A 26,551-nucleotide genomic window follows, 5' to 3' on the forward strand; every position below is an offset into this window, starting at 1 on the left:
GTCAGGAGAAAGCCCGCGCGAGCAGGTCCTTCTGCTCGTCCTGGTGCCGCTTGGCGGTGCCGACCGACGGCGACGACGAGGCCACCCGGGTGACCGGCTCCACCTCGGCGTCGACCTCGGGCCACACGTTGAGCTGGTAGTGCGGCCACGGGCCCATGTTCTGCGGCTCGTCCTGGACCCACCGCACCTTCTTCAGGTGCGGGTAGCGGGCGATCTCGTCCTTGATCGCGTCGACCGGGCGCGGGTAGAGCTGCTCGACCCGGGCGATGGCGAACCGCTCGCCGTCCTCGGCCTTGTCCCGCGCGACGTGCAGGTCCCAGGTGATCCGGCCCGAGCAGATCAGCAGGGTGTCCACCTTGTCCTGGTCGGCGTGGTCGTCGCCGATGAACGGGCGGAAGGTGCCCTCGGTGAACTCGTGCGGCTGCGAGGCCGCCTCCTTGCGCCGCAGCATGGACTTCGGCGTGAAGACGATCATGGGACGGTGCCGCTCCCCGAGGGAGTGGCGCCGCAGCAGGTGGAAGTACGACGCCGGGGTCGAGGGCTGCGCGACCACGAACGCGTCGTCGGCGGCCATCGTCAGGAACCGCTCGATCCGGGCCGAGGAGTGGTCGGGGCCCTGGCCCTCGTACCCGTGGGGGAGCAGCAGGACGACGCCCGACTGCTGGTTCCACTTGGTCTCGCCGGCGGTGATGAACTCGTCGATCACGGTCTGGGCGCCGTTGACGAAGTCGCCGAACTGCGCCTCCCAGAGCACCAGCGCCTCGGGGCGGGCCACGGAGTAGCCGTACTCGAAGCCGAGGGCGGCGTACTCGGAGAGCAGCGAGTCGTAGACGAAGAACTTCCCCTGGTCCTCGGTCAGCGCCGACAGCGGGGTCCACTCGTCGGCGTTGCGCCGGTCGATCATGGTGGCGAACCGGCTCACGAAGGTGCCGCGCCGCGAGTCCTGCCCGGACAGCCGCACCGGGCGCCCGTCCATCAGCAGGGACCCGAAGGCGAGGACCTCGCCGGAGCCCCAGTCGATCGGGCCGCTGGTGATCGCCTGCGCGCGACGCTGCAGCTGCGGCATCACCTTGGGGTGGACGGTGAACCCGGCCGGCGGGGCGACGTAGGCGTCCGCGACCCGCTTCAGCGCCTCCATCGAGATCGCCGTCCGCTTCTCGCCCGCGGGCTTGTCCGGGTAGTCCGGGACGGTAGTCCAGTCGCTCGGCTGGTTGCTGGCGTCGCGCACCTCGGTGAACACCCGCTCCAGCTGCTGCTGGTAGTCGCGCAGGACCTGCTCGGCCTCCTCGACGGTGATGTCGCCGCGCCCGATCAGGGACTCGGTGTAGAGCTTGCGCACCGAGCGCTTCTGCTCGATCAGGTCGTACATCAGCGGCTGGGTGTACGAGGGGTCGTCGCCCTCGTTGTGCCCGCGCCGGCGGTAGCAGACCAGGTCGATCACGACGTCCTTGTTGAACGCCTGGCGGTACTCGAAGGCCAGCTGGGCCACCCGGATGCAGGCCTCGGGGTCGTCGCCGTTGACGTGGAAGATCGGCGCCTGCACCATCCGGGCCACGTCGGTGCAGTACAGCGAGCTGCGCGACGAGCCGGGGGAGGTGGTGAAGCCGACCTGGTTGTTGACGACCAGGTGGATCGTCCCGCCCGTGCGGTAGCCGCGCAGCTGGGACAGGTTGAGCGTCTCCGCGACGACGCCCTGGCCGGCGAAGGCCGCGTCGCCGTGCACCAGCAGCGGCAGCACGGGGTAGTCCGCGCCGCGGTCCAGCACGTCCTGCTTGGCGCGCGCGATGCCCTCGAGCACGGGGTCGACGGCCTCGAGGTGCGAGGGGTTGGCCGCGACCGAGACCTTGACGTGGTCGCCCTTGTCGGACTCGAAGACGCCCTCGGCGCCGAGGTGGTACTTCACGTCGCCCGAGCCCTGCACCGTGCGGGGGTCGATGTTGCCCTCGAACTCGCGGAAGATCTGCGAGTACTTCTTGCCCACGATGTTGGCCAGCACGTTGAGCCGACCGCGGTGCGCCATCCCGATGGCCACCTCGTCGAGCCCGGCGCCGGCCGCAGCCTCACAGATCTCGTCGAGGACCGGCACGGTCGTCTCCGCGCCCTCGAGGCTGAACCGCTTCTGGCCCACGAACTTGGTCTGCAGGAAGGTCTCGAACGCCTCGGCCTGGTTCAGCTTCAGCATGATCCGCAGCTGCTCCTCGCGCGGGGTCTTGCTGTGCGGACGCTCGACGCGCTCCTGGATCCAGCGACGCTGCTCGGGGTCCATGATGTGCATGTACTCGATGCCGGTGGTGCGGCAGTACGAGTCGCGCAGGATCCCGAGCACGCTGCGCAGCTTCATGAACGGCCGCGCGCTGCCGCCGAAGGCGCCGGTGGCGAACTCGCGGTCGAGGTCCCACAGGGTGAGCCCGTGGGTCTCGATCTCGAGGTCGGGGTGCGTGCGCTGGCGGTACTCCAGGGGGTCGGTGTCGGCCATCATGTGCCCGCGCACCCGGTAGGCGTGGATCAGCTCGAGGATCCGGGCCTGCTTGGAGATCTCGTCGTCGTGCGACGTCGCGATGTCGTTGCTCCAGCGGATCGGCTCGTAGGGGATCCGCAGCGACCGGAAGATGTCGTCGTAGAACCCGTCCTCGCCCAGCATCAGCTGGTGCAGGCGACGCAGGAACTCCCCGGACTGGGCGCCCTGGATGACGCGGTGGTCGTAGGTCGAGGTCAGCGTCATGACCTTGCTGATGCCGTTGCGGGCGATCGCGTCGGCCGACGCGCCCTGCCACTCGGCGGGGTAGTCCATCGCGCCGACGCCGAAGATCGCGGCCTGGCCGGGCATCAGGCGGGGCACCGGGTGGTTCGTGCCCAGGCCGCCGACGTTGGTCAGGCTGACCGTGGTGCCCGAGTAGTCGTCCATCGTGAGCTTGTTGTCGCGCGCCTTGCGCACGATGTCCTCATAGGCGGTCCAGAAGCCCGCGAAGTCCTTCGTCTCGCCGTGCTTGATCGACGGCACGACCAGCTGGCGGGTGCCGTCGGGCTTCTGCTGGTCGACCGCGAGCCCCAGGTTCACGTGCGGCGGGGTCACCAGGTTCGGCTTCCCGTCGACCTCGGCGTACGAGCTGTTCATCGCGGGCATCTCGCCCAGCGCCCGCACGATGGCGTAGCCGATCAGGTGCGTGAAGGACACCTTGCCGCCGCGGGCGCGGGCCAGGTGGTTGTTGATGACGGTGCGGTTGTCCCACAGCAGCTTGACCGGGACCGTGCGCACCGAGGTGGCGGTCGGCACGGTCAGCGAGGCGTCCATGTTCTTGACCGTGGCGGCCGGGATCCCGCGCAGCACCGTGTAGGTCGGCTCGGCCGGCTTCTCCGCCGGCTCGTCCTTCTTCTCGGTCCTGGCCGCAGGCTTGGCCGCGGGCTTCTCGGCGGCCTTCTGCGCGGCCTTCTGGGCAGGCTTCTGGGCGGGCTTGGTCGGGGGGGTCGGCGCCGCGGCCGCCTTCTCGGCGGGCTTCTCGGCGGGCTTCTCGGTCGCCTTCGGAGCGGAGGCGGGCTCCTCGGCGGGCTTGTCAGCAGGCTTCGCCGCCGAGGCGCCGTTGCGCGCGCTGCCGTTCGTCGACGACGCGGCAGCGCCGGGTCCGTCGGAGAAGAACGAGCGCCACTCGTCGTCGAGGCTGGAGGGGTCCTTGTCGAACCGCTCCCTCATCTCCTCCACGAGCCACTCGTTGGCCCCGAAGTCGGAGGTGGACGGTTGGGGGGTTGAGCTGCCAGACGACTGCGGCACGACTTGCTTCGCCTCTTCCAGTGAGCGCGCGGTGTGATGATCGCGACCCAGGCTAGTCCCCCGGCCGGGCAAATGCGCGGGGGCGGCTGTGGCGTCGGGCACCCTGGACGTAGAAAGGCCCAGCGCCCCCTCCCCGAGGACCCTCATGACCCTGCGCCGCTCCCGACCTGGCCTGCCCGGCGGCGTGTCGGGACCCCGCCGACGTCTACTCCCCGTGGTATCGGCACGCGGGGTCGCGGTGCTGCTGGCCGGCGTCGTGGCCCTGGGCGGCTGCAGCGGGGACGAGCCGGCCGGCCCCGCGGACCGGGCGCCGTCCTCCGCCGCCGTCACCGACGCGCGCACCACCGTCTCGCTCGGCCGGGTCACCGGCGACCTCGCCCGGGCGCGTCGCGCCGCTGCCCGGGACGCGGTGGCCGCGCTCGTCGACCGCTGGTTCGCGGCGGCGTACCTCGGCGACGAGCCGCCGGAGGGCGCCGGTCGGGCGTTCCCGGGGTTCACCCCGGGCGTGGCCCGGCAGGCGCGCGCGGACCGGGCCCTCACCACGAACGCGGCGCTGGCCCCGCGGGTCGACGACGTGGTCGGGCGGCGAGGGGACGTGGTCGTGGACCTGCTGGCGACCGGGGGGCGCGCGCAGGCCGCGACCGCGCGGTTCGTGCTGGTCATGGACCTGACCGGCGAGGTCGACCGGGTCGACCGGGTCGAGCGGGTCTCGGGGCGGCTCTACCTGACGCCGGGCGGCCCCGGGTGGCAGGTCGTCGGCTACGACGTCGAGCGGGGGCGGCAGCGATGAGAGCGGCACGAGCGCGCGCGGCCGGACCCGGTCAGGTCGGGCGGCGGATGTGGCGGGTGGGGGTGCTCGGGGTGGTGCTGGCCGTCGCGGCCCTGGTCGTGCCCGCGTCCACCGTCGCCCCCACCGAGGCGGCGCTGGTCAAGGTCCGCTCGGCCGAGGGGATGGCGCTCGACGACGACGTCGTGTGGATCCTCGCGGTCGGCTCCGACGCGCGACCGGGGAGGACATGCTGCGCACCCGGGGCGACGCGCTGCAGCTGGTCGGCCTGCGCCCCTCCACCGGGGCGGCCACCGCGATCGGCATCCCGCGTGACTCCTACGTCGCGGTCCCGGGGCACGGCTCCGACCGCGTCAACGCCGCGCTGACCTACGGCGGACCCCGGTTGCTCGGGGAGACCGTGGGGGACCTGGTCGGGATCGAGCCCGACTACGTGATGGTCACCCGGTTCCCGTTCTTCGAGGACATGGTCGACGACATCGGGGGATCACGGTGACCAACCCGCGCCCGTTCGCCGACCCGTACCTCAAGGACGACGGGTTCGCGACGGGCCGGATCAGGTTGAGCGGCTACGACGCGATGGCGTTCTCGCGGATCCGCAAGGAGCTCTCCGGCGGCGACTTCGACCGCTCGGCCAACCAGCAACGGGTGCTGCGCGGGATCGCCGCACAGGTGCGGGCCCGCGCGGACGAGCCCGGGTTCGTCGAGCGCGGCGTGCTGAGCGTGATGGAGCACCTCGACACCGGCGGGCTCCCTCCCTCCGAGCTGTTCATGCTCGCCCGGGCGGTCGCCTCGGTCCGTCAGGACCGGATCACCACCTGCGTGGTCGGCGGCACCCTCGGCAACGCCGGGGCGGCCAGCGTCGTCTTCCCCGACGTGGCGCAGGCCCGGCGCTACGGCGACGACGCCCGCCAGGACGCCCGGCTCAGCGGCTGCTGAGCCGGAGGTCACACCCCGGCCCACCCCAGGGATGGTGTGCGAGCCCCTCGGCCGGCCCCACTGTCGAGAGATGAGCAACGACAAGTCAGCAGAGGCACGCCAGGGCCTGATCGGTGGCCTCACCGGCAAGGCCAAGGAGGTCGCCGGCGCCGTCACCGGCAAGGACGACCTCGTCGAGGAGGGTCAGCTCCAGCAGGCCGAGGCGCAGCGCCGCAAGCAGGCCGTGGCCGACGAGGCGGTAGCCGACGCGAAGCGCCACGAGGCCACGCAGGAGATGCGCGAGGCCAGCCGGGAGACCGCCGAGGAGCAGGGCGAGGCCCGGGCCAGGGCGGAGCGCGAGAAGGCCGTCGCCGAGCAGCAGTCCGCCCAGGAGAAGTCCGCGGCCGAGCGCGACGCCGCTGAGCGCGAGGAGCAGGACCGCGCGGCCGCCGAGCGGCGCGCCGAGCAGGTCGCCGAGACCCGCCTCCGCGAGGCCGAGGCCACCGAGGCGCAGGCCGGCACCACCGAGGACCAGGCCGCCCGCGAGCAGGCCCGGCTGGACCGCGAGGCCGCCGACGCCGAGAAGCAGGCCGCGCAGCTGCGCGGCCAGACCGAGAAGTGAGGACCACCATGCTGAAGAAGATCGTCGCCCTGCCCTACGAGATCGCCCGCCTGCCGCTGGCCGCCGTCGACCACCGCCTCGCGGCGCGCCTCGACGAGACCTCCGCCCCGCGCGTGGCCCTCGACCGCACCCTCGGCTCCGCCGACAAGGTCGCCGGCACCGTCCTGCGCAACCGTGGACTCGTCGAGCGCGGCGCCGAGCGCCTCGAGCGCGGCGAGAAGCTGGCCACCGCCGCCCGTCTCGAGGCGGAGGCCGAGGCCAAGCGCGAGCAGGCCCGTGAGAAGGCCGCCGCCGGTCGCCGCAAGGCCGCCGCCCAGCGCAAGGCCGCCCAGGACAAGGCCGCCTCGGGCCTCAAGGAGGCCGACGTCGCCGAGGCCAAGGGCAAGCAGCAGGCCCGCGAGGACGCGGAGAAGAAGGCGGCCGCCAAGAAGGCCGCTGCCGACAAGCGGGCCGCGAGCAAGGCGAAGGCCGCCGAGGACCAGCGCACGAAGGCCGCCGCCGAGGCCGAGGCCAAGAAGAAGGCCGCCCAGCGCGAGGCGAAGGCCGAGATCGACGACGCCACCGCCTCGAAGAAGGCGGCCGACGAGGCCCGCGCCGACGCCGAGCGCCTCAGCGACCTCTCCGAGGCCAAGAAGGACCAGCGCACCAGCGACTGACCCACGTCGCTCCCGCGAGCCGGACGGCCCGGGACGTCATGCGGTCCGAGGACACGTGTCCTCGGGACGGATGACGTCCCGGGCCTTCGTGCGTCGTGCTGGGTGGTACCCCCGGTAGGATTCGAACCTACGCTTCCGCCTCCGGAGGGCGGCGCTCTATCCCCTGAGCTACGGGGCTCCGTGGGGCGAGACGAACCCTACAGGCGCCCGCCGGGCGGGGTGAAACCGGTTCGGGGTCCGCGCACCGGCGCCGATAGGCTGCCCGGGTGAACCCCGAGCAGCTCTCCACCGCGATCGTCGCCGCCCTGACGACGCTCGTCGACGCAGGGACCCTCTCCCTGCCCGACGGCGTCCCGAGCACGGTGACGGTGGAGCGACCCCGTCAGAAGGGGCACGGCGACTACGCCACCAACGTCGCGCTGCAGCTGGGCAAGAAGGCCGGGACGTCCCCGCGCGAGCTCGCGGCGCTCCTGGCCGAGGAGCTCGGACGCGCCGAGGGCGTCGCCGAGGTCGAGGTCGCCGGCCCGGGCTTCCTCAACATCTCCGTCGAGGCCGGCGCCCAGGGCGCCGTGGCCGCCCAGGTCGTCGCGGCGGGCGCGGCGTACGGCTCCTCGCAGACGCTGGCCGGCGAGCGGATCGACGTGGAGTTCATCTCCGCGAACCCCACCGGCCCGCTCCACCTCGGCCACACCCGCTGGGCGGTCGTCGGCGACGCGATCTCGCGGGTGCTCGAGGCGGCCGGCGCCTCGGTGACCCGGGAGTTCTACATCAACGACCGCGGCAACCAGATGAACCTGTTCGGGGCCTCGGTCGAGGCCGCCGCCCTGGGCGTGCCGGTGCCCGAGAACGGCTACCACGGCGGGTACGTCGCCGACGTCGCGGCGCAGGTCGTCGCCGAGCAGCCGGGCCTGCTGGAGCTGGAGGGCCCCGAGCGCACCGCGGCGTTCCGCGAGGCCGGGTACGCCGTCCAGCTGCGCCAGCAGCAGGAGCAGCTCGACCGCTTCCAGACGCACTTCGACGTGTGGTTCTCCGAGCGCAGCCTGCACGAGTCCGACGACGTGGCCACCGGCCTGGAGAAGCTGCGGGCGCAGGGCCACCTGTTCGAAGACGGGGGAGCGCTGTGGATGCGCACCACCGACTTCGACGACGACAAGGACCGCGTCCTGATCAAGTCGGACGGCGACCTGACCTACTTCGCCAGCGACACCGCCTACTACGTCAACAAGCGCGAGCGCGGCTTCGACCGGTGCATCTACCTGCTGGGCGCCGACCACCACGGCTACGTCAACCGGCTCCGGGCGATGGCGGCCTGCGCCGGCGACGACCCCGACCGCAACATCGAGGTCCTGATCGGCCAGATGGTCAAGATCATGAAGGACGGCGAGGAGCTCAAGCTCTCCAAGCGGGCCGGGACCCTGGTGACGCTGGAGGAGCTGGTCGACCTGATCGGCGTCGACGCCCTGCGCTACACGCTGGCGCGCTACCCGGCCGACTCGCCGCTGACCCTCGACGCCGCCGAGATGACCAGGCAGTCCAGCGACAACCCGGTCTTCTACGTCCAGTACGCCCACGCGCGGGTCTCCTCGATCCTGCGCAACGGCGCCGACCTCGGGGTGCACCCGGCGCAGGAGGACTTCGACCCCTCGCTGCTCAGCCACGAGAAGGAGGGCGAGCTGCTGCGCGCGCTCGCCGAGCTCCCGCGCGTCGTCGCCAGCGCCGCGGAGCTCCGGGAGCCGCACCGGGTCGCCCGCTACCTGGAGGACCTCGCCGGGTCGTACCACCGCTTCTACGACAGCTGCCGGGTGCTGCCGATGGGTGACGAGGAGCCCGGCGACCTGCACCGCGCCCGGCTGGTGCTGGTGGCCGCCACCCGGACGGTCCTGGCCAACGGCCTCGCCCTGCTCGGCGTCTCCGCGCCGGAGCGGATGTGACCACCACCCACGAGGCCGGCTGGGCGCACGCCTCGGGCGCCCTGCGCGGCCCCTCCTGGCTGCGCCAGCCCACCGACCCCAACGAGCTCGTCCCGCAGCTGTGGTCCCGCACCGCCCACAAGCGCGGTGACGACCTCGTCGTCGGCGGGGTGGCCCTGGCCGACCTCGCCGCCGAGCACATGACGCCGGCCTACGTCCTCGACGAGGAGGACTTCCGGGCCCGCGCGGTCGGGTTCCGCGACGCCTTCGCCGGCTGGCAGGTCTACTACGCCGCCAAGGCGTTCGTGTGCACCGGCGTGGCCCGGTGGATCGCCGAGGACGGCCTCCACCTCGACGCCTGCTCGTCCGGCGAGCTCACCGTGGCCCTGCGCGGCGGTGTCGACCCGGCGCGGATCGAGTACCACGGCAACAACAAGACCGTGCCCGAGCTGCGCCGCGTCGTCAGCGCCGGCGTCGGCAAGGTGATCGTGGACTCGCTGACCGAGATCGACCGGCTCGCCGACGTCGCCCGCGACCTCGGCACGGTGCAGCCGGTGCTGGTGCGGGTCACCGCCGGGGTCGAGGCCCACACCCACGAGTACATCGCCACCGCGCACGAGGACCAGAAGTTCGGGCTCTCGATCACCTCCGGAGACGCCTTCGAGGCGGTGCGCCGGGTGCTGGCCGCTCCCGGCCTGGAGCTGCGGGGGCTGCACTCCCACATCGGCAGCCAGATCTTCGACGCCTCCGGGTTCGAGGTGGCCGCGCGCCGGGTGCTGGCGCTGCACGCGCGGATCGCCGCGGAGCTGGGCGTCGAGCTGCCCGAGATGAACCTCGGCGGCGGGTTCGGCATCGCCTACACGACCCAGGACGACCCCGCCGACCCGGCCGACCTGGCCGCGGCCATGCGGTCGATCGTCGAGCACGAGTGCCGGGCGCTGGGGGTGGCGGTGCCCCAGCTGTCGATCGAGCCCGGCCGGGCCATCGCCGGGCCGTCGGTGTGCACGCTCTACACCGTCGGCACCGTCAAGCCGGTCCGCCTCGACGGCGGCGCCGTGCGCACCTACGTCTCCGTCGACGGCGGGATGAGTGACAACATCCGCACCGCGCTGTACGACGCCGACTACTCCTGCACGATGGCCGACCGCCGCTCCGAGGCCGAGCCGGTGCTGGCCCGCGTCGTCGGCAAGCACTGCGAGGCCGGTGACGTCGTGGTCAAGGACGAGTTCCTGCCCGGCGACGTCCGTCCCGGCGACCTGCTCGCGGTGCCCGGCACCGGGGCGTACTGCCGCTCGATGGCCTCCAACTACAACCACGCGCTGCGTCCCCCGGTGATCGCGGTGCGGGACGGGGTCGCGCGGGTGCTCGTGCGGCGGGAGACTGAGGACGACCTGTTGGCGACCGACGTGGGTGATCAGGAGTGAGCGTGGAGACCGCAGGCGATCAGCGTCCGCTGCGGGTGGCGGTGCTGGGCTGCGGCTCGGTGGGCTCCCAGGTGGTACGGCTGCTGCAGGACCAGTCCGGCGACCTGGCCGCCCGCATCGGCGCGCCGCTCGAGCTGGCCGGGGTGGCCGTGCGCCGTCTCGACGCCGCGCGTGAGGTCGAGGTGCCCCCGGGTCTGCTGACCACCGACGCCAGCGGGCTGGTCGCCCGCGACGACGTCGACCTGGTCGTCGAGGTGATCGGCGGCATCGAGCCGGCGCGCTCGTTGATCCTCTCGGCCCTCGAGCACGGCTGCTCGGTCGTGACCGCCAACAAGGCGCTGCTGGCCGAGGACGGGCCCACGCTGTTCGAGGCCGCCGAGAAGGTCGGCCGCGACCTGTACTACGAGGCCGCCGTCGCCGGGGCGATCCCGATCCTGCGGCCGCTGCGCGAGTCGCTGGCCGGGGACCGCGTCACCCGGGTGATCGGCATCGTCAACGGCACGACCAACTTCATCCTGGACAAGATGGACACCGCCGGCAGCGGCTTCGCCGAGGCGCTCGAGGAGGCCCAGGAGCTCGGGTACGCCGAGGCCGACCCCACCGCCGACGTCGAGGGCTTCGACGCCGCCGCCAAGGCCGCGATCCTGGCCTCGCTGGCCTTCCACTCCCGGGTGACGGCCGCCGACGTGCACCGCGAGGGCATCACCGACGTCACCGCCGCCGACATGGCCTCGGCCCGCGCGATGGGCGCGGTGGTCAAGCTGCTGGCGATCGCCGAGCTGCGCCCGCCGAACGAGCCGGGGGCGAGGAGACCGTGGCCGTGCGGGTGCACCCCGCGATGATCCCGCGCAGCCACCCGCTGGCGTCGGTGCGCGAGGCGTACAACGCCGTCTTCGTCGAGTCCGAGGCCGCCGGCCAGCTGATGTTCTACGGCCCCGGCGCGGGCGGCGCCCCGACCGCGTCGGCGGTGCTGGGTGACCTGGTCACCGTGGCCCGCAACCAGCGCGCCTCGACCCGGGGCATGGTCGAGTCGGCCTACGCCGACCGGGCCGTGCTGCCGATGGGGGAGACCGTCACCCGCTACCACGTGGCGATCGACGTCGACGACCGCACCGGCGTGCTGGCCGCGGTGGCCGCCGCCTTCGCCGAGCACGACGTCTCCCTGCGCACGGTGCGTCAGGAGGGTCGCGGTGACGACGCCCAGCTCGTGGTCGTCTCGCACGAGGCCACCGACGCCGCGCTCGCAGCGACGGTCGCGCACCTGCAGGGCATGGAGATGGTGCGCGAGATCAGCTCGGTCATGCGCGTCGAGGGGGAGTCCGAGTGACCACCGACCAGACCGCCGACCAGACCACCGAGCGGCGCGCACCCGGGGCCGTGCGCCAGTGGCGCGGCGTCATCGAGGAGTACCGCGACCTGCTCGACCTGCCGGACCTGCCCGACGGGATCCCCGCGGTCACCCTGCGCGAGGGGGGCACGCCCCTGGTCACCTCGGAGTGGCTCTCGGGCCTGACCGGCGCCGACGTGTGGCTCAAGGTGGAGGGCGACAACCCCACCGGTTCCTTCAAGGACCGGGGGATGACCGCCGCGATCTCGGTCGCCCGCTCGGAGGGCGCCCGCGCCGTGGTCTGCGCCTCCACCGGCAACACCTCGGCCTCGATGGCCGCCTACGCCGCCAAGGCCGGTCTCCAGCCGCTGGTGCTCGTTCCCGAGGGCAAGATCGCCGCCGGCAAGATGGCGCAGGCGATCCTGCACGGGGCGCAGGTGATCATGGTCCGGGGCAACTTCGACGACTGCCTGACCATGGCGCGCCGGATGGCCGAGGACTACCCGGTCGCGCTGGTGAACTCGGTCAACCCGGTGCGCCTCCAGGGCCAGAAGACCGCCGCGTTCGAGATCGTCGACTTCCTCGGCGACGCCCCTGACCACCACGTGCTGCCGGTCGGCAACGCCGGCAACGTCTCGGCCTACTGGATGGGCTACACGCAGTACGCGGACCTCGGTCGCTCCACCCGCCGGCCGGTGATGCACGGTTTCCAGGCCGCCGGCGCCGCGCCGTTGGTGCACGGGTCGCCGGTGGCGGACCCGGAGACCAAGGCCACCGCGATCCGGATCGGCAACCCGGCCTCCTGGCACCTCGCGGTCGCGGCGCGCGAGGAGTCCGGTGGTCGTTTCGCCGCGGTCACCGACGACCAGATCCTCAGCGCCCAGCGCGAGCTCGCCCGGCGGGACGGCGTCTTCGTCGAACCGGCCTCCGCCGCGGGCGTCGCCGGCATCCTCCAGGACCTCGAGCAGGGCCGGGGCTACGACGGCACCGTCGTGGTCACGGTGACCGGCCACGGGCTCAAGGACACGGTGACCGCGCTCGAGGGGGTCGGCCCGCTGGTCGACACCGTGGTCGACGCAGACCCGGCCGCCGCGGCCGCCGCGGCCGGGCTCGACGGGCCCGACCCTCGCGACGGCGCCTGAGCGGGGCGGTGGCGTGACGACGTTCGTCGACGGACCGGTGCGCGTCAGCGTGCCGGCGACCTCGGCCAACCTGGGCCCCGGCTTCGACTCCCTGGGGCTGGCGCTGGCGCACCGCGACCGTCTGGAGGCCGTCGTCCTGGGGCCGGCCGGTCCCGGCGGGCCGTCGGTGGAGGTGGAGGTGCGCGGCGAGGGGGCGGCGACCCTGCCCCGGGGGCGCGACCACCTGGTGGTCCAGGCGATGGAGGCGGCGTTCGCCGCGCTCGGGGTCGGCGCCCCCGACCTCCGGCTGACCTGCCACAACGTCATCCCGCAGGCCCGCGGGATGGGGTCGTCCTCGGCCGCGATCGTCGGGGGCCTCGGCCTGGCCCGGGCGCTGGTGCCCGACGGCGCGGACCGCCTCGACGACGACGCCCTGCTGGCCATGGCCGCCCGGATCGAGGGCCACCCCGACAACGTGGCGCCCGCCCTGCTCGGCGGCTTCGTCGTCTCCGGGCACGACGACGGCGTCTGGTGGGCCGTGCCGGCGCCGGTCGACCCGCGCGTGCGCGCCGTGGTCCTGGTGCCGCCGGACCCGGTCCCCACCGAGCTCGCGCGGGGCTGCTGCCCACCACCGTGCCGCTGGCGGAGGCCGCGGCGGACGCCGGTCGTACCGCGCTGCTGGTCGCGGCGCTCGGGGGAGCGTCGAGCACCTCTGGCGCGGGACCCGCGACCACCTGCACCAGGAGCACCGCCGACCGGCGATGCCCGCCACGCTCGAGATGGTGGACCGGCTGCGCGCCCGGGGAGTGGCGGCGGCGGTGTCCGGAGCCGGGCCGACCGTGATCGCCCTGGTGACCGACGAGGCCGACAGCGCGTCCGTGCTCGCCGACGCCCCCGAGAGCTGGGGGTCCTGGGCGCTGGACGTCGACCCGCGCGGTCTGGTCGTCGAGGTCTGAGCCGCACCGCTGGTGCTAGGTTGACCATCTTCGCCGATCTCGGCGACGTGCCGGTGGGTCTTCGCCCCCGGCGCTGACCTCGTCCGTGCGCCGATCGTGCCGGGCAGCCCGCTGCCCGTCCCGGCCGCAGCGCGCCGGCGAGCGACCGACCTGGCACCGACCGCCCGGCAGGGCAAGGACCTCACGTGACCGAGACCGACACCAGCGCCACGACCACCGACGCCCCGGCCGCGCGCAAGCGCTCCGGCGGCCTGAGCACCATGCTGATCGCGGACCTGAGGTCCATGGCCGTCGGCCTCGGCGTCAGCGGAGCCGGGTCTCTGAAGAAGGCCCAGCTCGTCGAGGCCATCAAGGCCGCGCAGTCGCCCGGCCCCGCCCGCCCCGCGGCCGAGCAGCCCGAGGCGCGGCAGCCGGCCGCGGCGGAGGAGCCGCCGGCCGACCGAGCCGCCGCCGAGCAGCCGGTGACCTCCAAGCCCGAGGTCCGGCGCCGTACCCGAGGACAGGACCGGCGCGCCGAGCAGACGGCCGCCGAGCCGGAGCAGCCCGCCCAGCGTCCGGCCGAGCAGGCGAAGGAGCAGCCGCGCCAGGACGAGGCCCCGGCCCGGCGCGACCAGGACCGCGCCCAGCCGCGCGACCAGGGCGGCAAGCAGGACAAGGGCCAGCAGGACAAGGGCCAGCAGGACAAGGGCCAGCAGGACAAGGGCCAGCAGGACAAGGGCCAGCAGGACAAGAACCAGCAGGGACCGGGCAAGGCCCAGCAGAACAAGCAGGACCAGCCGAAGAAGCAGCAGGGCGGTCAGCAGGGCGGTCAGCAGGGCGGTCAGCAGGGCGGTCAGCAGGGCAAGCAGGACCAGAACCGTCCCGAGCAGGGCAAGGGCAACCAGCCCCGGCAGAACGGCAACCCGAACAACCAGCAGGGCAACCAGCAGGGCAACCCGAACAACCAGAACGGCAACCCGAACCGGGACCAGCAGGACGACCAGGACTGGGACGACGACGAGGGCGGGGCCGCAGCCGCAACCGCCGGCGCCGCGGCCGCGACCGCAGCCGTCCCGCCGCACAGACGACGACCGGCCAGCGCGGCGAGCCCGACACGACCGTCCTGGAGGACGACGTGCTGGTGCCCGCGGCCGGGATCCTCGACGTCCTCGACAACTACGCGTTCGTGCGGACCACCGGCTACCTGGCCGGCACCGAGGACGTCTACCTGTCGCTGTCGATGGTGCGCCGCCACGGCCTGCGTCGCGGTGACGCGGTCGTCGGCGAGGTGCGCCAGCCCCGGGAGGGCGAGCGCAAGGAGAAGTTCAACCCGATGGTGCGGGTGGAGAGCATCAACGGGCTCGACCTCGACGCCGCCAAGGTGCGTCCCGACTTCGCCGACCTCACCCCGGTGCACCCGTCCGAGAGGCTGCGCCTGGAGACGGGCCCGGGCAACACGGTGGGCCGCGTGCTCGACCTCGTCGCGCCCCTCGGCAAGGGCCAGCGCGGCCTCGTCGTCGCCCCGCCCCAGTCGGGCCGTACGACGCTGCTGCGTGCGGTGGCGGACTCGGTGACCCAGAACAACCCCGAGTGCCACCTCATGGTGGTGCTCGTCGACGAGCGGCCCGAGGAGGTCACGGACTTCCAGCGTGCGGTGAAGGGCGAGGTCATCGCCTCCACGTTCGACCGCCCGGCCACCGACCACGTGGCCCTGGCCGAGCTGGCCGTCGAGCGGGCCAAGCGCCTGGTCGAGCTGGGCCACGACGTGGTGATGCTGGTCGACGGCCTGACCCGGCTCGGGCGCGCGTACAACGCCGCCGGGCCCGGCAGCGGCCGGGTGCTGGCGGGCGGCGTCGACGCCGCGGCCCTCTTCCCGCCCAAGCGGTTCTTCGCGGCGGCCCGCAACGTCGAGGGCGGCGGCTCGCTGACGATCCTGGCCACGGCCTCGGTGGAGACCGGCTCGGCGACCGACGAGGTGCTCTTCGAGGAGCTGGGCGGCACGGCCAACCTCGAGCTGCACCTGCGGCGTGACCTGGCCGAGCGGCACCTCACGCCGTCCGTCGACCCGCTGCGCTCGCGCACCCGCCGCGAGGACGAGCTGATGGGGGAGCAGGAGCTCACGGTGCTCGGCACCCTGCGTGGCCTGCTCGCCCAGCAGGAGGCGCCCCGCGCCCTGGAGCTGCTGGTGGAGCGGGTGCGCGCGACCCAGACCAACATCGAGCTGCTCACCGCGGTGCAGCGCACCGGGTCCCTCGGGCGCCCGACCTCCCGCGCGGCGGTGGCCAAGTGACCACATCGACGCGCGAGACCCGTTACGATCGACCAGGCCCGACGGGCCTGAGAACCGGGGGTAGCTCAGTGGCACGCATCGTAGTGGCCGACGACGACGTCGACATCCGGGAGCTGGTCGAGTTCAAGCTCTCGACCATGGGTCACGAGATCGTCGCGGTCTCCGACGGCGGCGCCGCCGTGGAGGCCTGCCAGGCGCAGCGTCCGGACCTCGCGGTCTTCGACGTGATGATGCCCGGGGTGTCGGGTCTGGACGCGATCCGTCGCATCCGCGCCGACCCGGGTCTCGCCGACCTCCCGGTCATCCTCCTCACGGCCCGGGCCCAGGAGTCCGACGTCGAGTCCGGGTTCAGCTCCGGCGCCGACGACTACATCACCAAGCCGTTCAGCCCCCGTGAGCTCGCCGCCCGCGTCGAGGCGCTGCTCGCCAGCCGCGCCCAGGCCGGCTGAGCCGACCCCGGCGGGGGCCTCGCGCCCCCGGCGTCCGTACCAGGAATGGGCCGGACGAGCGCGCTGTTCTATCATCGTCGATCGGTCCGGTTCACGCCTCGCGCACCCCGCGCACGGCGACCCGGCGCCAAGGAGGAGAGAGACATGAAGAAGGACATCCACCCGCACTACACCGAGACCGTGGTCACCTGCACCTGCGGTTCCACGTTCACCACGCGCAGCACCTCGGAGTCGGGCACCCTGCGCTCCGACGTCTGCTCGCAGTGCCACCCGTTCTACACCGGCAAGCAGAAGATCCTCGACACCGGTGGCCGCGTCGCCCGGTTCGAGGCGCGCTACGCCAAGGCCGCCAAGAAGTAGCGACCTCCGAGCGCCGGTCCCCTGCAGCGAGCGGGGGGCCGGCGCTCGCCATTTCCCCCGTCCCGCAGCACCCGCAGATCCAGCGCCGGAGGTCCCGTGTTCGAGGCAGTCGAGGGCATGCTCGCCGAGCACGCCGACCTCGAGACCCGCCTGGGCGAGCCCGAGACCCACGCCGACGCGCGACTGGCCAAGCGGCTGAACCAGCGCTACGCCGCGCTGTCCCGGATCGTCGAGACGTGGCGTGAGTGGGAGGCCACCGGGGACGACCTCGAGGCCGCCCGCGAGCTGGCGGGGGAGGACGACTCCTTCGCCGCGGAGGCCGTGACCCTGGCCGCCACCCGCGAGGACCTCGCCGAGAGGCTTCGTCGGCTGCTGGTCCCGCGCGACCCCGCCGACGACAAGGACGCCCTGCTGGAGCTCAAGTCCGGCGAGGGCGGCGAGGAGTCGGCGCTGTTCGCCGGCGACCTGCTGCGGATGTACACCCGGTACGCCGAGCGGCACGGCTGGAAGGTCGAGGTCCTCGACGCCGCCGAGTCCGACCTCGGCGGGTTCAAGTCGGTCACCGTCGCGGTCAAGGCCACCGGCACGCCCGACCCGGGGGACGCGCCGTTCGCGCGGCTGAAGTTCGAGGCCGGCGTGCACCGCGTCCAGCGGGTGCCGGTCACGGAGTCCCAGGGCCGGGTGCACACCTCCGCCGCCGGCGTCCTGGTGCTCCCGGAGGCCGAGCCGGTCGACGTCGAGGTCTCCGACAACGACCTGCGCATCGACGTCTACCGCAGCTCCGGGCCGGGCGGGCAGAGCGTGAACACCACCGACTCGGCCGTGCGGATCACCCACGTGCCGACCGGGATCGTCGCGTCCTGCCAGAACGAGAAGAGCCAGCTGCAGAACCGCGAGCAGGCCATGCGGATCCTGCGGTCCCGCCTCCTGGCGGCCGCCCAGGAGGCCGCCGACGCCGAGGCCAGTGACGCCCGGCGCAGCCAGATCCGCACCGTCGACCGGTCCGAGCGGATCCGCACCTACAACTTCCCCGAGAACCGCGTCTCCGACCACCGCACCGGTTACAAGGCGCACAACCTCGACCAGCTGCTCGACGGCGACCTCGCCCCGCTGCTCGACTCCTGCGCCGAGGCCGACCTCGCCGCCCGCCTGGCCGCGCTGGAGGACTGAGCCGCGGTGTCCTCCCGACGCGACCTGCTGGCCGGCGCGACCCGCCGGCTCGACGACGCCGGCGTGGCCAGCGCCCGCACCGACGCCGAGCTGCTGCTGGCCCACGTCCTCGGACGGCCCCGGGGCGCCCTGGTGCTCGTCGACGACGTCGCCGCGGCCGACGTCGAGGCCTTCGAGGCGCTCCTGCTGCGACGCGCGGCGCGCGAGCCGCTGCAGCACCTCACCGGCAGCGCCTGGTTCCGCACGGTGGAGCTGGCCGTGGGTCCGGGTGTCTTCGTGCCCCGCCCCGAGACCGAGCTCCTGGCCGGCTGGGCCCTGGAGCGCCTCGCCGAGCTCGAGGACCCGGTCGTCGTCGACCTCGGCACCGGCAGCGGCGCCATCGCCGCGGCCCTGGCCGCCGAGGCGCCGCACGCCCGGGTGCACGCCGTCGAGCTCGACGAGCAGGCGTACGCGTGGGCCGAGCGCAACCTGTCCGGGACCGGCGTCGACCTGCGCCACGGCGACCTGGCCACCGCCTTCGACGACCTGGCCGGCCAGGTCGACGTCGTGGTCAGCAACCCGCCCTACGTCCCCCTGGAGGCGTGGGAGTCGGTGGCGCCCGAGGCCCGGGACCACGACCCCCACCTCGCCCTGTTCTCCGGCGACGACGGTCTCGACGCGGTACGGGTGCTGGCGGTCCGCGCCCAGGTCCTCCTGCGCCGCGGCGGGGTGCTCGGTGTCGAGCACGCCGACGTGCAGGGCGACGCCGTCCCGGCCGTGCTGGCCGGCGCGGGGGCCTGGACCGAGGTGGCCGACCACCACGACCTCGCCGGGCGTCCACGGTTCACCACGGCCCGCCTGGCACGATGAGGCTGGCCCAGCACCGACCGTGACGACGAGGAGCACCGCGTGACCCGCGACCCGCAGGCCGACCCGGCCCCCGACGACACGGCCCAGGACCCGTCGGACGGCCTCGACGACGACCTGGACGACGACCTGGACGACGACCTGGACGACGACCTGGACGACGGGTCGGCGGAGGACGTCACGGGCGAGCTCTGGCCGACGGCCACCGACGAGCAGCGCGAGGACGCGGTCGCCGCCGCGACGTCGGCCCTGCAGCGCGGGCGGCTCGTGATCATCCCCACCGACACCGTCTACGGGCTGGCCGCAGACGCCTTCGACGCCGACGCCGTCGCCGACCTGCTCGACGCCAAGGGCCGTGGGCGGGAGATGCCGCCGCCGGTGCTGATCAGCTCGGCGGCGACGGTCGACGCCCTCGTCGTGGCGCTGCCGGGCTACGCCCGCCCGCTGATCGACGCGTTCTGGCCCGGTCCGCTGACCCTGGTCGCCCGCCAGCAGCCCTCGCTGCAGTGGGACCTCGGCGAGGCCAAGGGCACGGTCGCGGTCCGGATGCCCGACCACCCGGTCGCCCTGGCCGTCCTCGAACGCACCGGCCCGCTCGCCGTCAGCTCGGCCAACCTGACCGGCAGCCCGGCCGCCACGGACGCCGAGCACGCCCTCGACATGCTCGGTGACGAGGTGGCCGTGGTCGTCGACGACGGACCGTCGCCCGGGGGAGAGGCCAGCACGATCGTCGACGTGACCGGCACCCAGGGTCGGGTGCTGCGGGTCGGCGCCCTGTCGCTGGAGCAGCTGAACGCGGTCCTCGAGCCGCTCGGGGCCTCCCTGGTCCTCGAGGGGAGCTGACCCGGGGCCGTGCGCGAGTACCTGCTGGTGTTCCTGGTCGCCGCCGCCGTCACCTACCTGCTGACGGTGGTGGCGCGGGAGATCGCGATCCGCACCGGTGCGGTGGCGCAGGTCCGGGACCGCGACGTGCACGCGGTGCCGGTGCCGTACCTGGGTGGCCTGGCCATGCTCGGCGGCCTGGTGGCGGCCTACCTCGTGGCCCGTCAGCTGCCGTTCCTGTCCCAGAGCAGCCCGTTCGTCTTCGAGGACGCCGGCGTGGTGATCGTCGCCGGGGCGCTGGTGTGCGCCGTGGGCGTCCTGGACGACATCTTCGACATCGATGCGCTGACCAAGCTCGGCGGGCAGATCCTCGCGGTGGCCCTGCTGATCGGCTCGGGTCTGCAGTTCCGCTTCTTCCCGCAGCCCGACGGCACCCTGTTCTCCCTCGACCCGGCCCAGGGGGCGCTGCTGACCGCCGTCGTGGTCGTCGCGACCGTCAACGCGGTCAACTTCGTCGACGGTCTCGACGGGCTGGCCGCCGGGGTGGTCGGGATCGGCGCGATCGCCTTCTTCGTCTTCAGCTACACCCTGGCCGACCGCGCGGACCTGTCGCTGGCCACTACCGGGGCACTGCTGTCGGCCGCCCTGGGCGGGGCCTGCGTCGGATTCCTCCCGCACAACTGGCACCCGGCCCGGCTCTTCATGGGCGACAGCGGCTCGATGCTGATCGGCCTGGTGCTGTCGTCCACCGCGCTGACCCTGACCACCCAGTTCAACGGCACCGCGCTGACCGGCACCGCCTCCACCAGCCTGCTGGCCACCTTCCTGCCGGTGCTGCTGCCGGTGCTGATCCTGGTCGTGCCGATGGCCGACCTGGTGCTCGCGGTCCTGCGACGCACCGCGAAGGGGCGCTCGCCCTTCGCCCCGGACAAGAAGCACCTGCACCACCGGCTGCTCGAGATCGGCCACTCCCAGCGGCGGGCGGTGCTGATCATGTGGCTGTGGGCCGCCCTGGTGGCCTTCGGCACGGTCCTGGCGAGCCTCTACGTCGGCTGGAAGATGTGGTCCTCGCTGGGCGTGATGGCGGTCCTGGTGCTCCTGCTGACCTTCGTGGTGCCCCAGCTGCACCGCCGCCACCTCGGTCTCGAGGGCGGGCCCGGGCCGGGGGAGACCCCGCTCCCACCGGCCGACGCGGAGACCCCGCAGACTTTGTGATAGTTTTCACGAGCCCTGCTGAACCGCGACAGGACGGCCGCCGATGATGACGACCGACAGACCCGCCCGGTCCGCAGACCGTCGAGCCGTACCTCCGTCCGGCGCCCGTCTGCTGGTCCGATCGGCCGCCTCGACGGCCGTGCTGGGCCTCCTCGGAGCTGCCGTCGCAGCGCTCGTCGACGGCGGTGCGGCCGCGTCCGGCGTGCTGGTCGGCGTGGGCCTCGTCCTGGTCGTCCTGGTCGGCGGCAGCCTGATGGTCGACGCGGTGGCCGGGGTCCTGCCGGTGGCGTCGCTGATGGTCGCGCTGCTGACCTTCACGCTCCAGGTCGTGCTGGTCCTCCTGCTTCTCGCCGCCCTCGACGGGTCCGGTCTCCTGGGGGACGTGCTCGACCGCGGATGGCTCGGCGGGGGCGTCATCGGGGCCACCATGCTGTGGCTCGCGGTTCAGGTCCGCCTGCACACCACGACGCGTCTCCCGGTCTACGACCTGGCGGACGCCGGGCCGGGTCGGCTCGACGAGGGGGGTCACTGATGACCTCCACCGGCTGCTATCGTCCGGAGCGCAATGAGCAAGCAGGACCCGCCGTCCCCGACCTCGGAACGCGGTCCGCAGGGCGACCCGTGGCACGCATTCGGCTACGTGGTGTCCGGCGTCGCGGTCTACGGGCTCGTGGGGTGGTGGGCCGACCAGTGGCTCGGGACCAGCTTCCTCGTCGCGATCGGCATCCTGTTCGGAGCCGTGCTGGGGATCTACCTGACCATCTCCCGCTTCGACGCCTTGCCCCGCTTCCCTCGCGACAGCGAGCATCGGGCTCAGCACGACCCGCAGCACGATCCGCAGTCCGACCAGCATCCCGACCCGACGTAGTAGGAGTCCACCGGTGAGTCTTGCCGCCGCGTCCGTCGTCCGAGCAGCGGAGGAGTTCGTCCCGCCCGGGCCGAGCACCTTCGACCTCCCGCCCGTGTTCAGCGTGGCCGGGATCGGCGTGACCAAGCCCATGCTCCAGCTCGTGCTCGCCGCGATCCTGGTGTTCGGATTCTTCTACCTCGCCATCCGGCAGCGGGCCATGGTCCCCGGCCGGCTGCAGTACATGGGTGAGGCCGGGTACTCGTTCGTGCGGAACTCGATCAGCCGCGACATCATCGGCCAGCACGACTTCGCGCGCTACACGCCGTACCTGTTCGCGCTGTTCTTCTTCCTCCTCCTCAACAACTGGTTCGGGTCGATCCCGTTCATCCAGTTCCCGACGTTCAGCCGCGCGAGCATGGCCTACGCCCTCGCCGGGCTGAGCTGGCTGATCTACAACCTGGCCGGCATGTCGCGGCACGGGTTCTTCGGCTACCTCAAGCTGCAGTGCGTCCCGGCGAACATCACCGGACCGATCCTCGTCCTGCTGATCCCGCTGGAGTTCTTCTCCAACATCATCGTGCGGCCGGTCACCCTGGCCCTGCGTCTGTTCGCCAACATGTTCGCCGGCCACCTGCTGGTGATCCTGTTCGCGATCGGTGGTGAGTACCTGCTCCTCGAGGGCTCCCTGCTGGTCAAGCCGGCCGGGATCCTGGCCTGGGTGCTGTTCATCCTGATCACCTTCCTGGAGCTGCTGGTGCAGTTCCTTCAGGCGTACGTCTTCGTGCTCCTGAACGCCATGTACATCTCCGGTGCCGTCGCAGACGAGCACTGAGAGCACAGAAAAAGAAACCGAAAGGAACAGAAGCCATGACCGGCTCCCTGAACATGATCGGCTACGGCCTGGCCGCCATCGGCCCCGGCATCGGCATCGGCCTGATCTTCGCCGCGTACATCAACGGCGTCGCCCGTCAGCCCGAGGCCCAGAGCCGCCTGCAGTCGATCGCGATCCTCGGGTTCGCCCTCGCCGAGGCGCTGGCCATCATCGGTATCGCCCTCGCCTTCGTCCTGAACTAGCTCTTCCACCCGGACGCAACTGAAGACAAGGACTGACCGATGTTGCTGATTCCCCAAGCCGCGGAGCCGATGCCGCTCGCGGTCGAGCCGGTGGAGGTCGTCCTCGCGCTCGTGGCCTTCGGCATCCTCTTCTTCGCCGTGAAGAAGTTCGTGGTGCCGAACTTCGAGCAGACCTTCGAGGCACGAACGAAGGCCATCGAGGGCGGTCTGGCCTCGGCCGAGACCAAGCAGGCCGAGGCCGACGCCAAGCTCGCCGAGCTCGAGAAGCGGCTCGCCGACGCCCGGCAGGAGGCCTCTCGCATCCGTGAGGAGGCCCGCGAGCAGGGCGCCCAGATCGTCGCCGAGATGCGCGAGCAGGGCCAGGCGGAGTCGACGCGCATCGTCGAGCACGGCAAGGCCCAGATCGAGGCCGAGCGTCAGCAGGCCGTCGCCCAGCTCCGCGCTGAGGTCGGCTCGCTGGCCACCGGGCTCGCGGGTCGTATCGTGGGCGAGAGCCTGGAGGACGACGACCGCGCCAACCGCGTGGTCGACCGCTTCCTGGCCGACCTGGAGACCGACACCACGACCGGGAGCGGGGTCAGCTGATGCAGTTCCGCGGTGCCTCCTCCGACAGTGCCGCCGTGCTCGGCGACCAGCTCGCCGAGCAGGTCCGGGGCGAGCCCGGTCGCGCGGCGACCATGGCCGGCGACCTGGTGACGGTGGCCGCGACCCTGCGTAGCGAGGGCTCGCTGCGGCGCTTCCTCACCGACGGCTCGCTGCCCACGGAGGCCAGGACCGGTCTGGCCTCGGAGGTGTTCGGCGGCTCCGTCGACGCCCAGAGCCTGGAGCTGGTCACGGCGGGCGCCGCACGCCGCTGGACCTCTGCCGGTGACCTGCCGGCCGCCTTCGAGCACCTCGCGGTGGTCGCAGCGGTCCGGTCCGCCGGCGACGAGTCCGAGCGGCTCGCCGACGAGCTCTTCGCGGTCCGCCAGGCCGTCAAGCAGCAGCACGAGCTGCGCGACGCGCTCTCGGACCCCGTCCGGGACGTCGCGGCCAAGGAGGGGCTGGTCCGGGACGTCCTGGGCTCGCGCTTCCTGGACGCCACGGTCCGTCTGGTCGTCCAGGCGGTGACCAGCACCTACCGCACGGTCACCGCTGCGCTCGAGGAGTACCAGAAGGTCGCCGCCCGGGTGCACGGCGAGCGTGTGGCCACCGTCCGGGTGGCCAAGGCGCTCACCGACGACGAGGCCCGGCGCCTCGAGCAGGCCCTGCAGCGCCAGTACGACCGGCCGGTCCACCTCAACCAGGTGGTCGACCCCGGCGTGATCGGCGGCGTGCGCGTGGAGATCGGGGACGACGTCATCGACGGCACCGTCTCCTCCCGCCTCGCCGACGCCCGCCGACGCCTGGCCGGCACCGCCGGCTGACGCCGGCCCACGACCCCACCGACTGACGAACGAAGAGAGAAGGCACCACCATGACGGAGCTCTCCATCCGGCCGGAGGAGATCCGCGACGCGCTGGCCAAGTACGTCGCCGACTACCAGCCCGACGCCTCGAGCCGTGAGGAGGTCGGCACGGTCGCCTCCGCCGGTGACGGCATCGCGCGTGTCTCCGGGCTGCCCTCGGCGATGGCCAACGAGCTGCTCGAGTTCGAGGACGGCACCCGCGGCCTGGCCCTGAACCTCGACACCCGCGAGATCGGCGTGGTCATCCTGGGTGACTTCTCCGCCATCGAGGAGGGGCAGACGGTGCGTCGCACCGGCGAGGTCCTCTCCGTGCCGGTGGGCGACTCCTACCTCGGCCGCGTGGTGGACCCGCTGGGCAACCCCATCGACGGTCAGGGCGAGGTCGAGTCCACCGAGCGCCGGCCGCTGGAGCTGCAGGCGCCCTCCGTGGTGGAGCGGAAGTCCGTGCACGAGCCGATGGCCACCGGGATCAAGGCGATCGACGCCCTGACCCCGATCGGTCGCGGCCAGCGCCAGCTCATCATCGGCGACCGCGCGACGGGCAAGAGCACCATCGCGATCGACACGATCATCAACCAGAAGCGCAACTGGGACTCGGGCGACCCCGACAAGCAGGTCCGCTGCATCTACGTGTCGATCGGTCAGAAGGGCTCGACCATCGCGGCCGTCCGCGGCGTCTTCGAGGAGGCCGGCGCGATGGAGTACACCACCATCGTCGCGGCCCCGGCCTCGGACTCCGCCGGGTTCAAGTACCTCGCGCCGTACACCGGCTCGGCCATCGGCCAGCACTGGATGTACGAGGGCAAGCACGTCCTGATCGTGTTCGACGACCTGACCCGCCAGGCCGAGGCCTACCGCGCCGTGTCGCTGCTGCTGCGTCGCCCGCCGGGCCGTGAGGCCTACCCCGGTGACGTGTTCTACCTGCACAGCCGGCTCCTCGAGCGGTGCGCGAAGCTCTCCGACGACCTCGGCGCCGGCTCGATGACCGGGCTGCCGATCATCGAGACCCAGGCCAACGACGTCTCGGCGTTCATCCCGACCAACGTCATCTCGATCACCGACGGCCAGATCTTCCTGCAGTCCGACCTGTTCGCGGCCAACCAGCGCCCGGCCATCGACGTGGGCGTCTCGGTCTCCCGGGTGGGCGGCGCGGCGATGACGAAGGCGATGAAGGCCGTCACCGGGTCGCTGAAGGTGGACCTGGCGCAGTTCCGCGCCATGGAGGCGTTCGCGATGTTCGCCTCCGACCTCGACGCGGCCTCGCGCCAGCAGCTCGACCGCGGACAGCGCCTGATGGCCCTGCTCAAGCAGTCGGCCTACTCGCCGTACCCGATCGACCACATGACCGTCTCGCTGTGGCTGGGCACGTCCGGGCGTCTTGACCGGGTCCCGGTCGGCGACGTGCTCCGCTTCGAGCAGGAGTTCATCGACTACCTCAGCCGCTCGCACGAGGGCATCCTCTCCGGCATCCGGGAGAGCCTGAAGTTCGAGGACGAGGACGGCCTGATCTCCGCCTACGACTCCTTCCTGGACCAGTTCGAGACCTCGGACGGCGGGTCGCTGAAGGCCGGCCGCGAGGATCACGAGGCCCTCGAGGACGAGGACGTCGAGCAGGAGCAGATCGTCAAGCAGAAGCGGGGCTGACCATGGCTGTGTCCCTGCGCGAGTACCGCGCGCGGATCAAGTCGACCGAGTCGATGAAGAAGATCACGCGCGCGATGGAGCTCATCGCCGCGTCCCGCATCATCAAGGCTCAGCAGCGCGCCCAGGCGGCGGCGCCGTACGCCCGGGAGCTCACCCGGGCGGTCTCGGCGGTCGCCACCTTCTCCAACGTCGACCACCCGCTGACCCACGAGCAGGAGGACCCCAAGCGGGCCGCCGTGCTCGTGATCACCAGCGACCGCGGCCTGGCCGGCGCCTACTCCTCGAGCGTCCTGAGGGAGGCCGAGCGCCTCGCCGAGAAGCTGCGGGGCGAGGGCAAGGAGGTCGACTGGTACCTCACCGGCCGCAAGGGCGAGGCGTACTTCAAGTTCCGCCAGCGTCCGGTGGTGCAGGCGTGGACGGGTTTCTCCGACCAGCCGACCTACGACGTGGCAGCCGAGATCGGCACCGCGCTGATCGACTCCTTCCTCAAGGAGCAGGGCGAGGAGGGCGACGTGGACGAGGTCCACGTGGTCTACACCCGGTTCCGCTCCATGCTGACCCAGGAGCCGACCGACATCCGGATGCTGCCGCTCGAGGTCGTCGAGGGCGAGGAGTCGCCCGGCGACGCCGAGGTGCTGCCGCTGTACGAGTTCGAGCCGTCGGCCGAGGCCGTGCTCGACGGGCTGCTGCCGCAGTACGTCCAGAGCAGGATCTTCTTCTGCCTGCTCCAGGCTGCCGCCTCCGAGCTCGCCGCCCGCCAGAAGGCGATGAAGTCGGCCACGGACAACGCCGACGAGCTGATCAAGAAGTACAAGCGCATCGCGAACCAGGCCCGTCAGGCCGGGATCACCCAAGAAATCAGCGAGATCGTCGGTGGCGTCAACGCGCTCGCCGACTCACAAGCCGGGAGTGATTGAG

23 protein-coding genes, 1 tRNA gene and 3 pseudogenes are annotated in these 26,551 nt (G+C 72.6%); 25 read left to right on the forward strand and 2 right to left on the reverse strand.

Annotation, left to right across the window (positions count from 1 at the left end):
• Position 1: 1 nt before the first annotated feature.
• Entirely contained in the window at positions 2–3,766 is a 3,765-nt protein-coding gene (locus ENKNEFLB_RS09135) for a multifunctional oxoglutarate decarboxylase/oxoglutarate dehydrogenase thiamine pyrophosphate-binding subunit/dihydrolipoyllysine-residue succinyltransferase subunit (protein WP_214058908.1), read from the reverse strand.
• A gap of 214 nt (positions 3,767–3,980) precedes the next feature.
• Between ENKNEFLB_RS09135 and ENKNEFLB_RS09140 the strand changes: the two genes are divergently transcribed.
• The 4 genes and pseudogenes from ENKNEFLB_RS09140 to ENKNEFLB_RS09155 all read left to right on the forward strand — a co-directional run bounded on the left by ENKNEFLB_RS09140 (position 3,981) and on the right by ENKNEFLB_RS09155 (position 6,749).
• Positions 3,981–4,556, forward strand: a complete 576-nt coding sequence (locus ENKNEFLB_RS09140; protein WP_214058909.1) for a hypothetical protein — start codon at positions 3,981–3,983, stop codon at positions 4,554–4,556.
• 226 nt (positions 4,557–4,782) lie between these two features.
• Positions 4,783–5,492: pseudogene (locus ENKNEFLB_RS09145) on the forward strand (LCP family protein).
• Between the two features lie 70 nt (positions 5,493–5,562).
• Entirely contained in the window at positions 5,563–6,093 is a 531-nt protein-coding gene (locus ENKNEFLB_RS09150) for a hypothetical protein (protein WP_214058910.1), read from the forward strand.
• Positions 6,094–6,101: 8 nt separating this feature from the next.
• Positions 6,102–6,749: a hypothetical protein gene (locus tag ENKNEFLB_RS09155; protein ID WP_214058911.1), complete on the forward strand. Its 648-nt coding sequence runs from the start codon at positions 6,102–6,104 to the stop codon at positions 6,747–6,749.
• Between the two features lie 103 nt (positions 6,750–6,852).
• Here ENKNEFLB_RS09155 and ENKNEFLB_RS09160 read toward each other — a convergent pair.
• Positions 6,853–6,927, reverse strand: a tRNA-Arg gene (locus ENKNEFLB_RS09160).
• An 88-nt stretch (positions 6,928–7,015) separates the two neighbouring features.
• Here ENKNEFLB_RS09160 and argS point away from each other — a divergent pair.
• From argS to ENKNEFLB_RS09260, 21 genes and pseudogenes are all read left to right on the forward strand, one after another.
• Entirely contained in the window at positions 7,016–8,680 is a 1,665-nt protein-coding gene (gene argS, locus ENKNEFLB_RS09165; RefSeq protein WP_214058912.1) for an arginine--tRNA ligase, read from the forward strand.
• Positions 8,677–10,083, forward strand: coding sequence for a diaminopimelate decarboxylase (gene lysA / locus ENKNEFLB_RS09170; protein ID WP_214058913.1), 1,407 nt, complete (start codon positions 8,677–8,679; stop codon positions 10,081–10,083). Before argS ends, lysA begins: the two co-directional genes overlap by 4 nt.
• Positions 10,080–11,410, forward strand: a pseudogene (locus ENKNEFLB_RS09175) (homoserine dehydrogenase). The gene lysA and the pseudogene ENKNEFLB_RS09175 overlap by 4 nt, the downstream one beginning before the upstream one ends.
• Before the next feature lie 50 nt (positions 11,411–11,460).
• Entirely contained in the window at positions 11,461–12,552 is a 1,092-nt protein-coding gene (gene thrC, locus ENKNEFLB_RS09180) for a threonine synthase (protein ID WP_214059394.1), read from the forward strand.
• A 238-nt stretch (positions 12,553–12,790) separates the two neighbouring features.
• Positions 12,791–12,970 (forward strand): annotated as a pseudogene (locus ENKNEFLB_RS23150) (GHMP family kinase ATP-binding protein); the annotation flags it as partial.
• Between the two features lie 340 nt (positions 12,971–13,310).
• Entirely contained in the window at positions 13,311–13,487 is a 177-nt protein-coding gene (locus ENKNEFLB_RS22485) for a hypothetical protein (RefSeq protein WP_246535997.1), read from the forward strand.
• A gap of 1,114 nt (positions 13,488–14,601) precedes the next feature.
• Complete coding sequence (gene rho / locus ENKNEFLB_RS22495; protein WP_246535925.1) at positions 14,602–15,756, forward strand: transcription termination factor Rho; 1,155 nt, start codon at positions 14,602–14,604, stop codon at positions 15,754–15,756.
• 68 nt (positions 15,757–15,824) lie between these two features.
• A complete protein-coding gene (locus tag ENKNEFLB_RS09195) occupies positions 15,825–16,205 on the forward strand; it encodes a response regulator transcription factor (protein ID WP_214058914.1) in 381 nt (126 codons plus the stop codon).
• Between the two features lie 144 nt (positions 16,206–16,349).
• On the forward strand, positions 16,350–16,565 hold the full coding sequence (gene rpmE, locus ENKNEFLB_RS09200; protein WP_214058915.1) for a 50S ribosomal protein L31: 216 nt from the start codon (positions 16,350–16,352) through the stop codon (positions 16,563–16,565).
• A 96-nt stretch (positions 16,566–16,661) separates the two neighbouring features.
• A complete protein-coding gene (prfA, locus tag ENKNEFLB_RS09205; protein WP_214058916.1) occupies positions 16,662–17,735 on the forward strand; it encodes a peptide chain release factor 1 in 1,074 nt (357 codons plus the stop codon).
• A 6-nt stretch (positions 17,736–17,741) separates the two neighbouring features.
• Positions 17,742–18,584 carry a peptide chain release factor N(5)-glutamine methyltransferase gene (gene prmC / locus ENKNEFLB_RS09210; protein ID WP_214058917.1) on the forward strand — a complete coding sequence of 281 codons (843 nt, stop codon included), beginning with the start codon at positions 17,742–17,744 and terminating at the stop codon, positions 18,582–18,584.
• 39 nt (positions 18,585–18,623) lie between these two features.
• On the forward strand, positions 18,624–19,424 hold the full coding sequence (locus ENKNEFLB_RS09215) for an L-threonylcarbamoyladenylate synthase (protein WP_246535926.1): 801 nt from the start codon (positions 18,624–18,626) through the stop codon (positions 19,422–19,424).
• Between the two features lie 9 nt (positions 19,425–19,433).
• Complete coding sequence (locus tag ENKNEFLB_RS09220; RefSeq protein WP_214058918.1) at positions 19,434–20,618, forward strand: glycosyltransferase family 4 protein; 1,185 nt, start codon at positions 19,434–19,436, stop codon at positions 20,616–20,618.
• A 139-nt stretch (positions 20,619–20,757) separates the two neighbouring features.
• Positions 20,758–21,150 carry a hypothetical protein gene (locus ENKNEFLB_RS09225; protein ID WP_214058919.1) on the forward strand — a complete coding sequence of 131 codons (393 nt, stop codon included), beginning with the start codon at positions 20,758–20,760 and terminating at the stop codon, positions 21,148–21,150.
• Positions 21,151–21,183: 33 nt separating this feature from the next.
• Entirely contained in the window at positions 21,184–21,486 is a 303-nt protein-coding gene (locus ENKNEFLB_RS09230; RefSeq protein ID WP_214058920.1) for an AtpZ/AtpI family protein, read from the forward strand.
• 13 nt (positions 21,487–21,499) lie between these two features.
• Positions 21,500–22,300, forward strand: coding sequence for a F0F1 ATP synthase subunit A (gene atpB / locus ENKNEFLB_RS09235; RefSeq protein ID WP_214058921.1), 801 nt, complete (start codon positions 21,500–21,502; stop codon positions 22,298–22,300).
• A 35-nt stretch (positions 22,301–22,335) separates the two neighbouring features.
• Positions 22,336–22,542 carry an ATP synthase F0 subunit C gene (gene atpE, locus ENKNEFLB_RS09240; protein ID WP_160006291.1) on the forward strand — a complete coding sequence of 69 codons (207 nt, stop codon included), beginning with the start codon at positions 22,336–22,338 and terminating at the stop codon, positions 22,540–22,542.
• A gap of 39 nt (positions 22,543–22,581) precedes the next feature.
• Positions 22,582–23,127, forward strand: a complete 546-nt coding sequence (locus tag ENKNEFLB_RS09245) for a F0F1 ATP synthase subunit B (protein WP_214058922.1) — start codon at positions 22,582–22,584, stop codon at positions 23,125–23,127.
• A complete protein-coding gene (locus ENKNEFLB_RS09250) occupies positions 23,127–23,948 on the forward strand; it encodes a F0F1 ATP synthase subunit delta (protein ID WP_214058923.1) in 822 nt (273 codons plus the stop codon). The genes ENKNEFLB_RS09245 and ENKNEFLB_RS09250 overlap by 1 nt, the downstream gene beginning before the upstream one ends.
• Before the next feature lie 50 nt (positions 23,949–23,998).
• A complete protein-coding gene (gene atpA, locus ENKNEFLB_RS09255; RefSeq protein ID WP_214058924.1) occupies positions 23,999–25,633 on the forward strand; it encodes a F0F1 ATP synthase subunit alpha in 1,635 nt (544 codons plus the stop codon).
• Between the two features lie 2 nt (positions 25,634–25,635).
• Positions 25,636–26,550, forward strand: coding sequence for a F0F1 ATP synthase subunit gamma (locus tag ENKNEFLB_RS09260; protein ID WP_214058925.1), 915 nt, complete (start codon positions 25,636–25,638; stop codon positions 26,548–26,550).
• Position 26,551: the final 1 nt, after the last annotated feature.

This window comes from Nocardioides aquaticus, assembly GCF_018459925.1.
Taxonomy (GTDB): Bacteria; Actinomycetota; Actinomycetes; order Propionibacteriales; family Nocardioidaceae; genus Nocardioides; species Nocardioides aquaticus.

Coding starts and splice junctions, on each gene's coding strand:
- ENKNEFLB_RS09150 (WP_214058910.1), top strand. CDS start 5,563: ATGAGCAACGACAAGTCAGCAGAGGCACGCCAGGGCCTGATCGGTGGC.
- ENKNEFLB_RS09155 (WP_214058911.1), top strand. CDS start 6,102: ATGCTGAAGAAGATCGTCGCCCTGCCCTACGAGATCGCCCGCCTGCCG.
- ENKNEFLB_RS22485 (WP_246535997.1), top strand. CDS start 13,311: ATGGTGGACCGGCTGCGCGCCCGGGGAGTGGCGGCGGCGGTGTCCGGA.
- rpmE (WP_214058915.1), top strand. CDS start 16,350: ATGAAGAAGGACATCCACCCGCACTACACCGAGACCGTGGTCACCTGC.
- ENKNEFLB_RS09230 (WP_214058920.1), top strand. CDS start 21,184: ATGAGCAAGCAGGACCCGCCGTCCCCGACCTCGGAACGCGGTCCGCAG.
- atpE (WP_160006291.1), top strand. CDS start 22,336: ATGACCGGCTCCCTGAACATGATCGGCTACGGCCTGGCCGCCATCGGC.
- ENKNEFLB_RS09245 (WP_214058922.1), top strand. CDS start 22,582: ATGTTGCTGATTCCCCAAGCCGCGGAGCCGATGCCGCTCGCGGTCGAG.
- ENKNEFLB_RS09250 (WP_214058923.1), top strand. CDS start 23,127: ATGCAGTTCCGCGGTGCCTCCTCCGACAGTGCCGCCGTGCTCGGCGAC.
- atpA (WP_214058924.1), top strand. CDS start 23,999: ATGACGGAGCTCTCCATCCGGCCGGAGGAGATCCGCGACGCGCTGGCC.
- ENKNEFLB_RS09260 (WP_214058925.1), top strand. CDS start 25,636: ATGGCTGTGTCCCTGCGCGAGTACCGCGCGCGGATCAAGTCGACCGAG.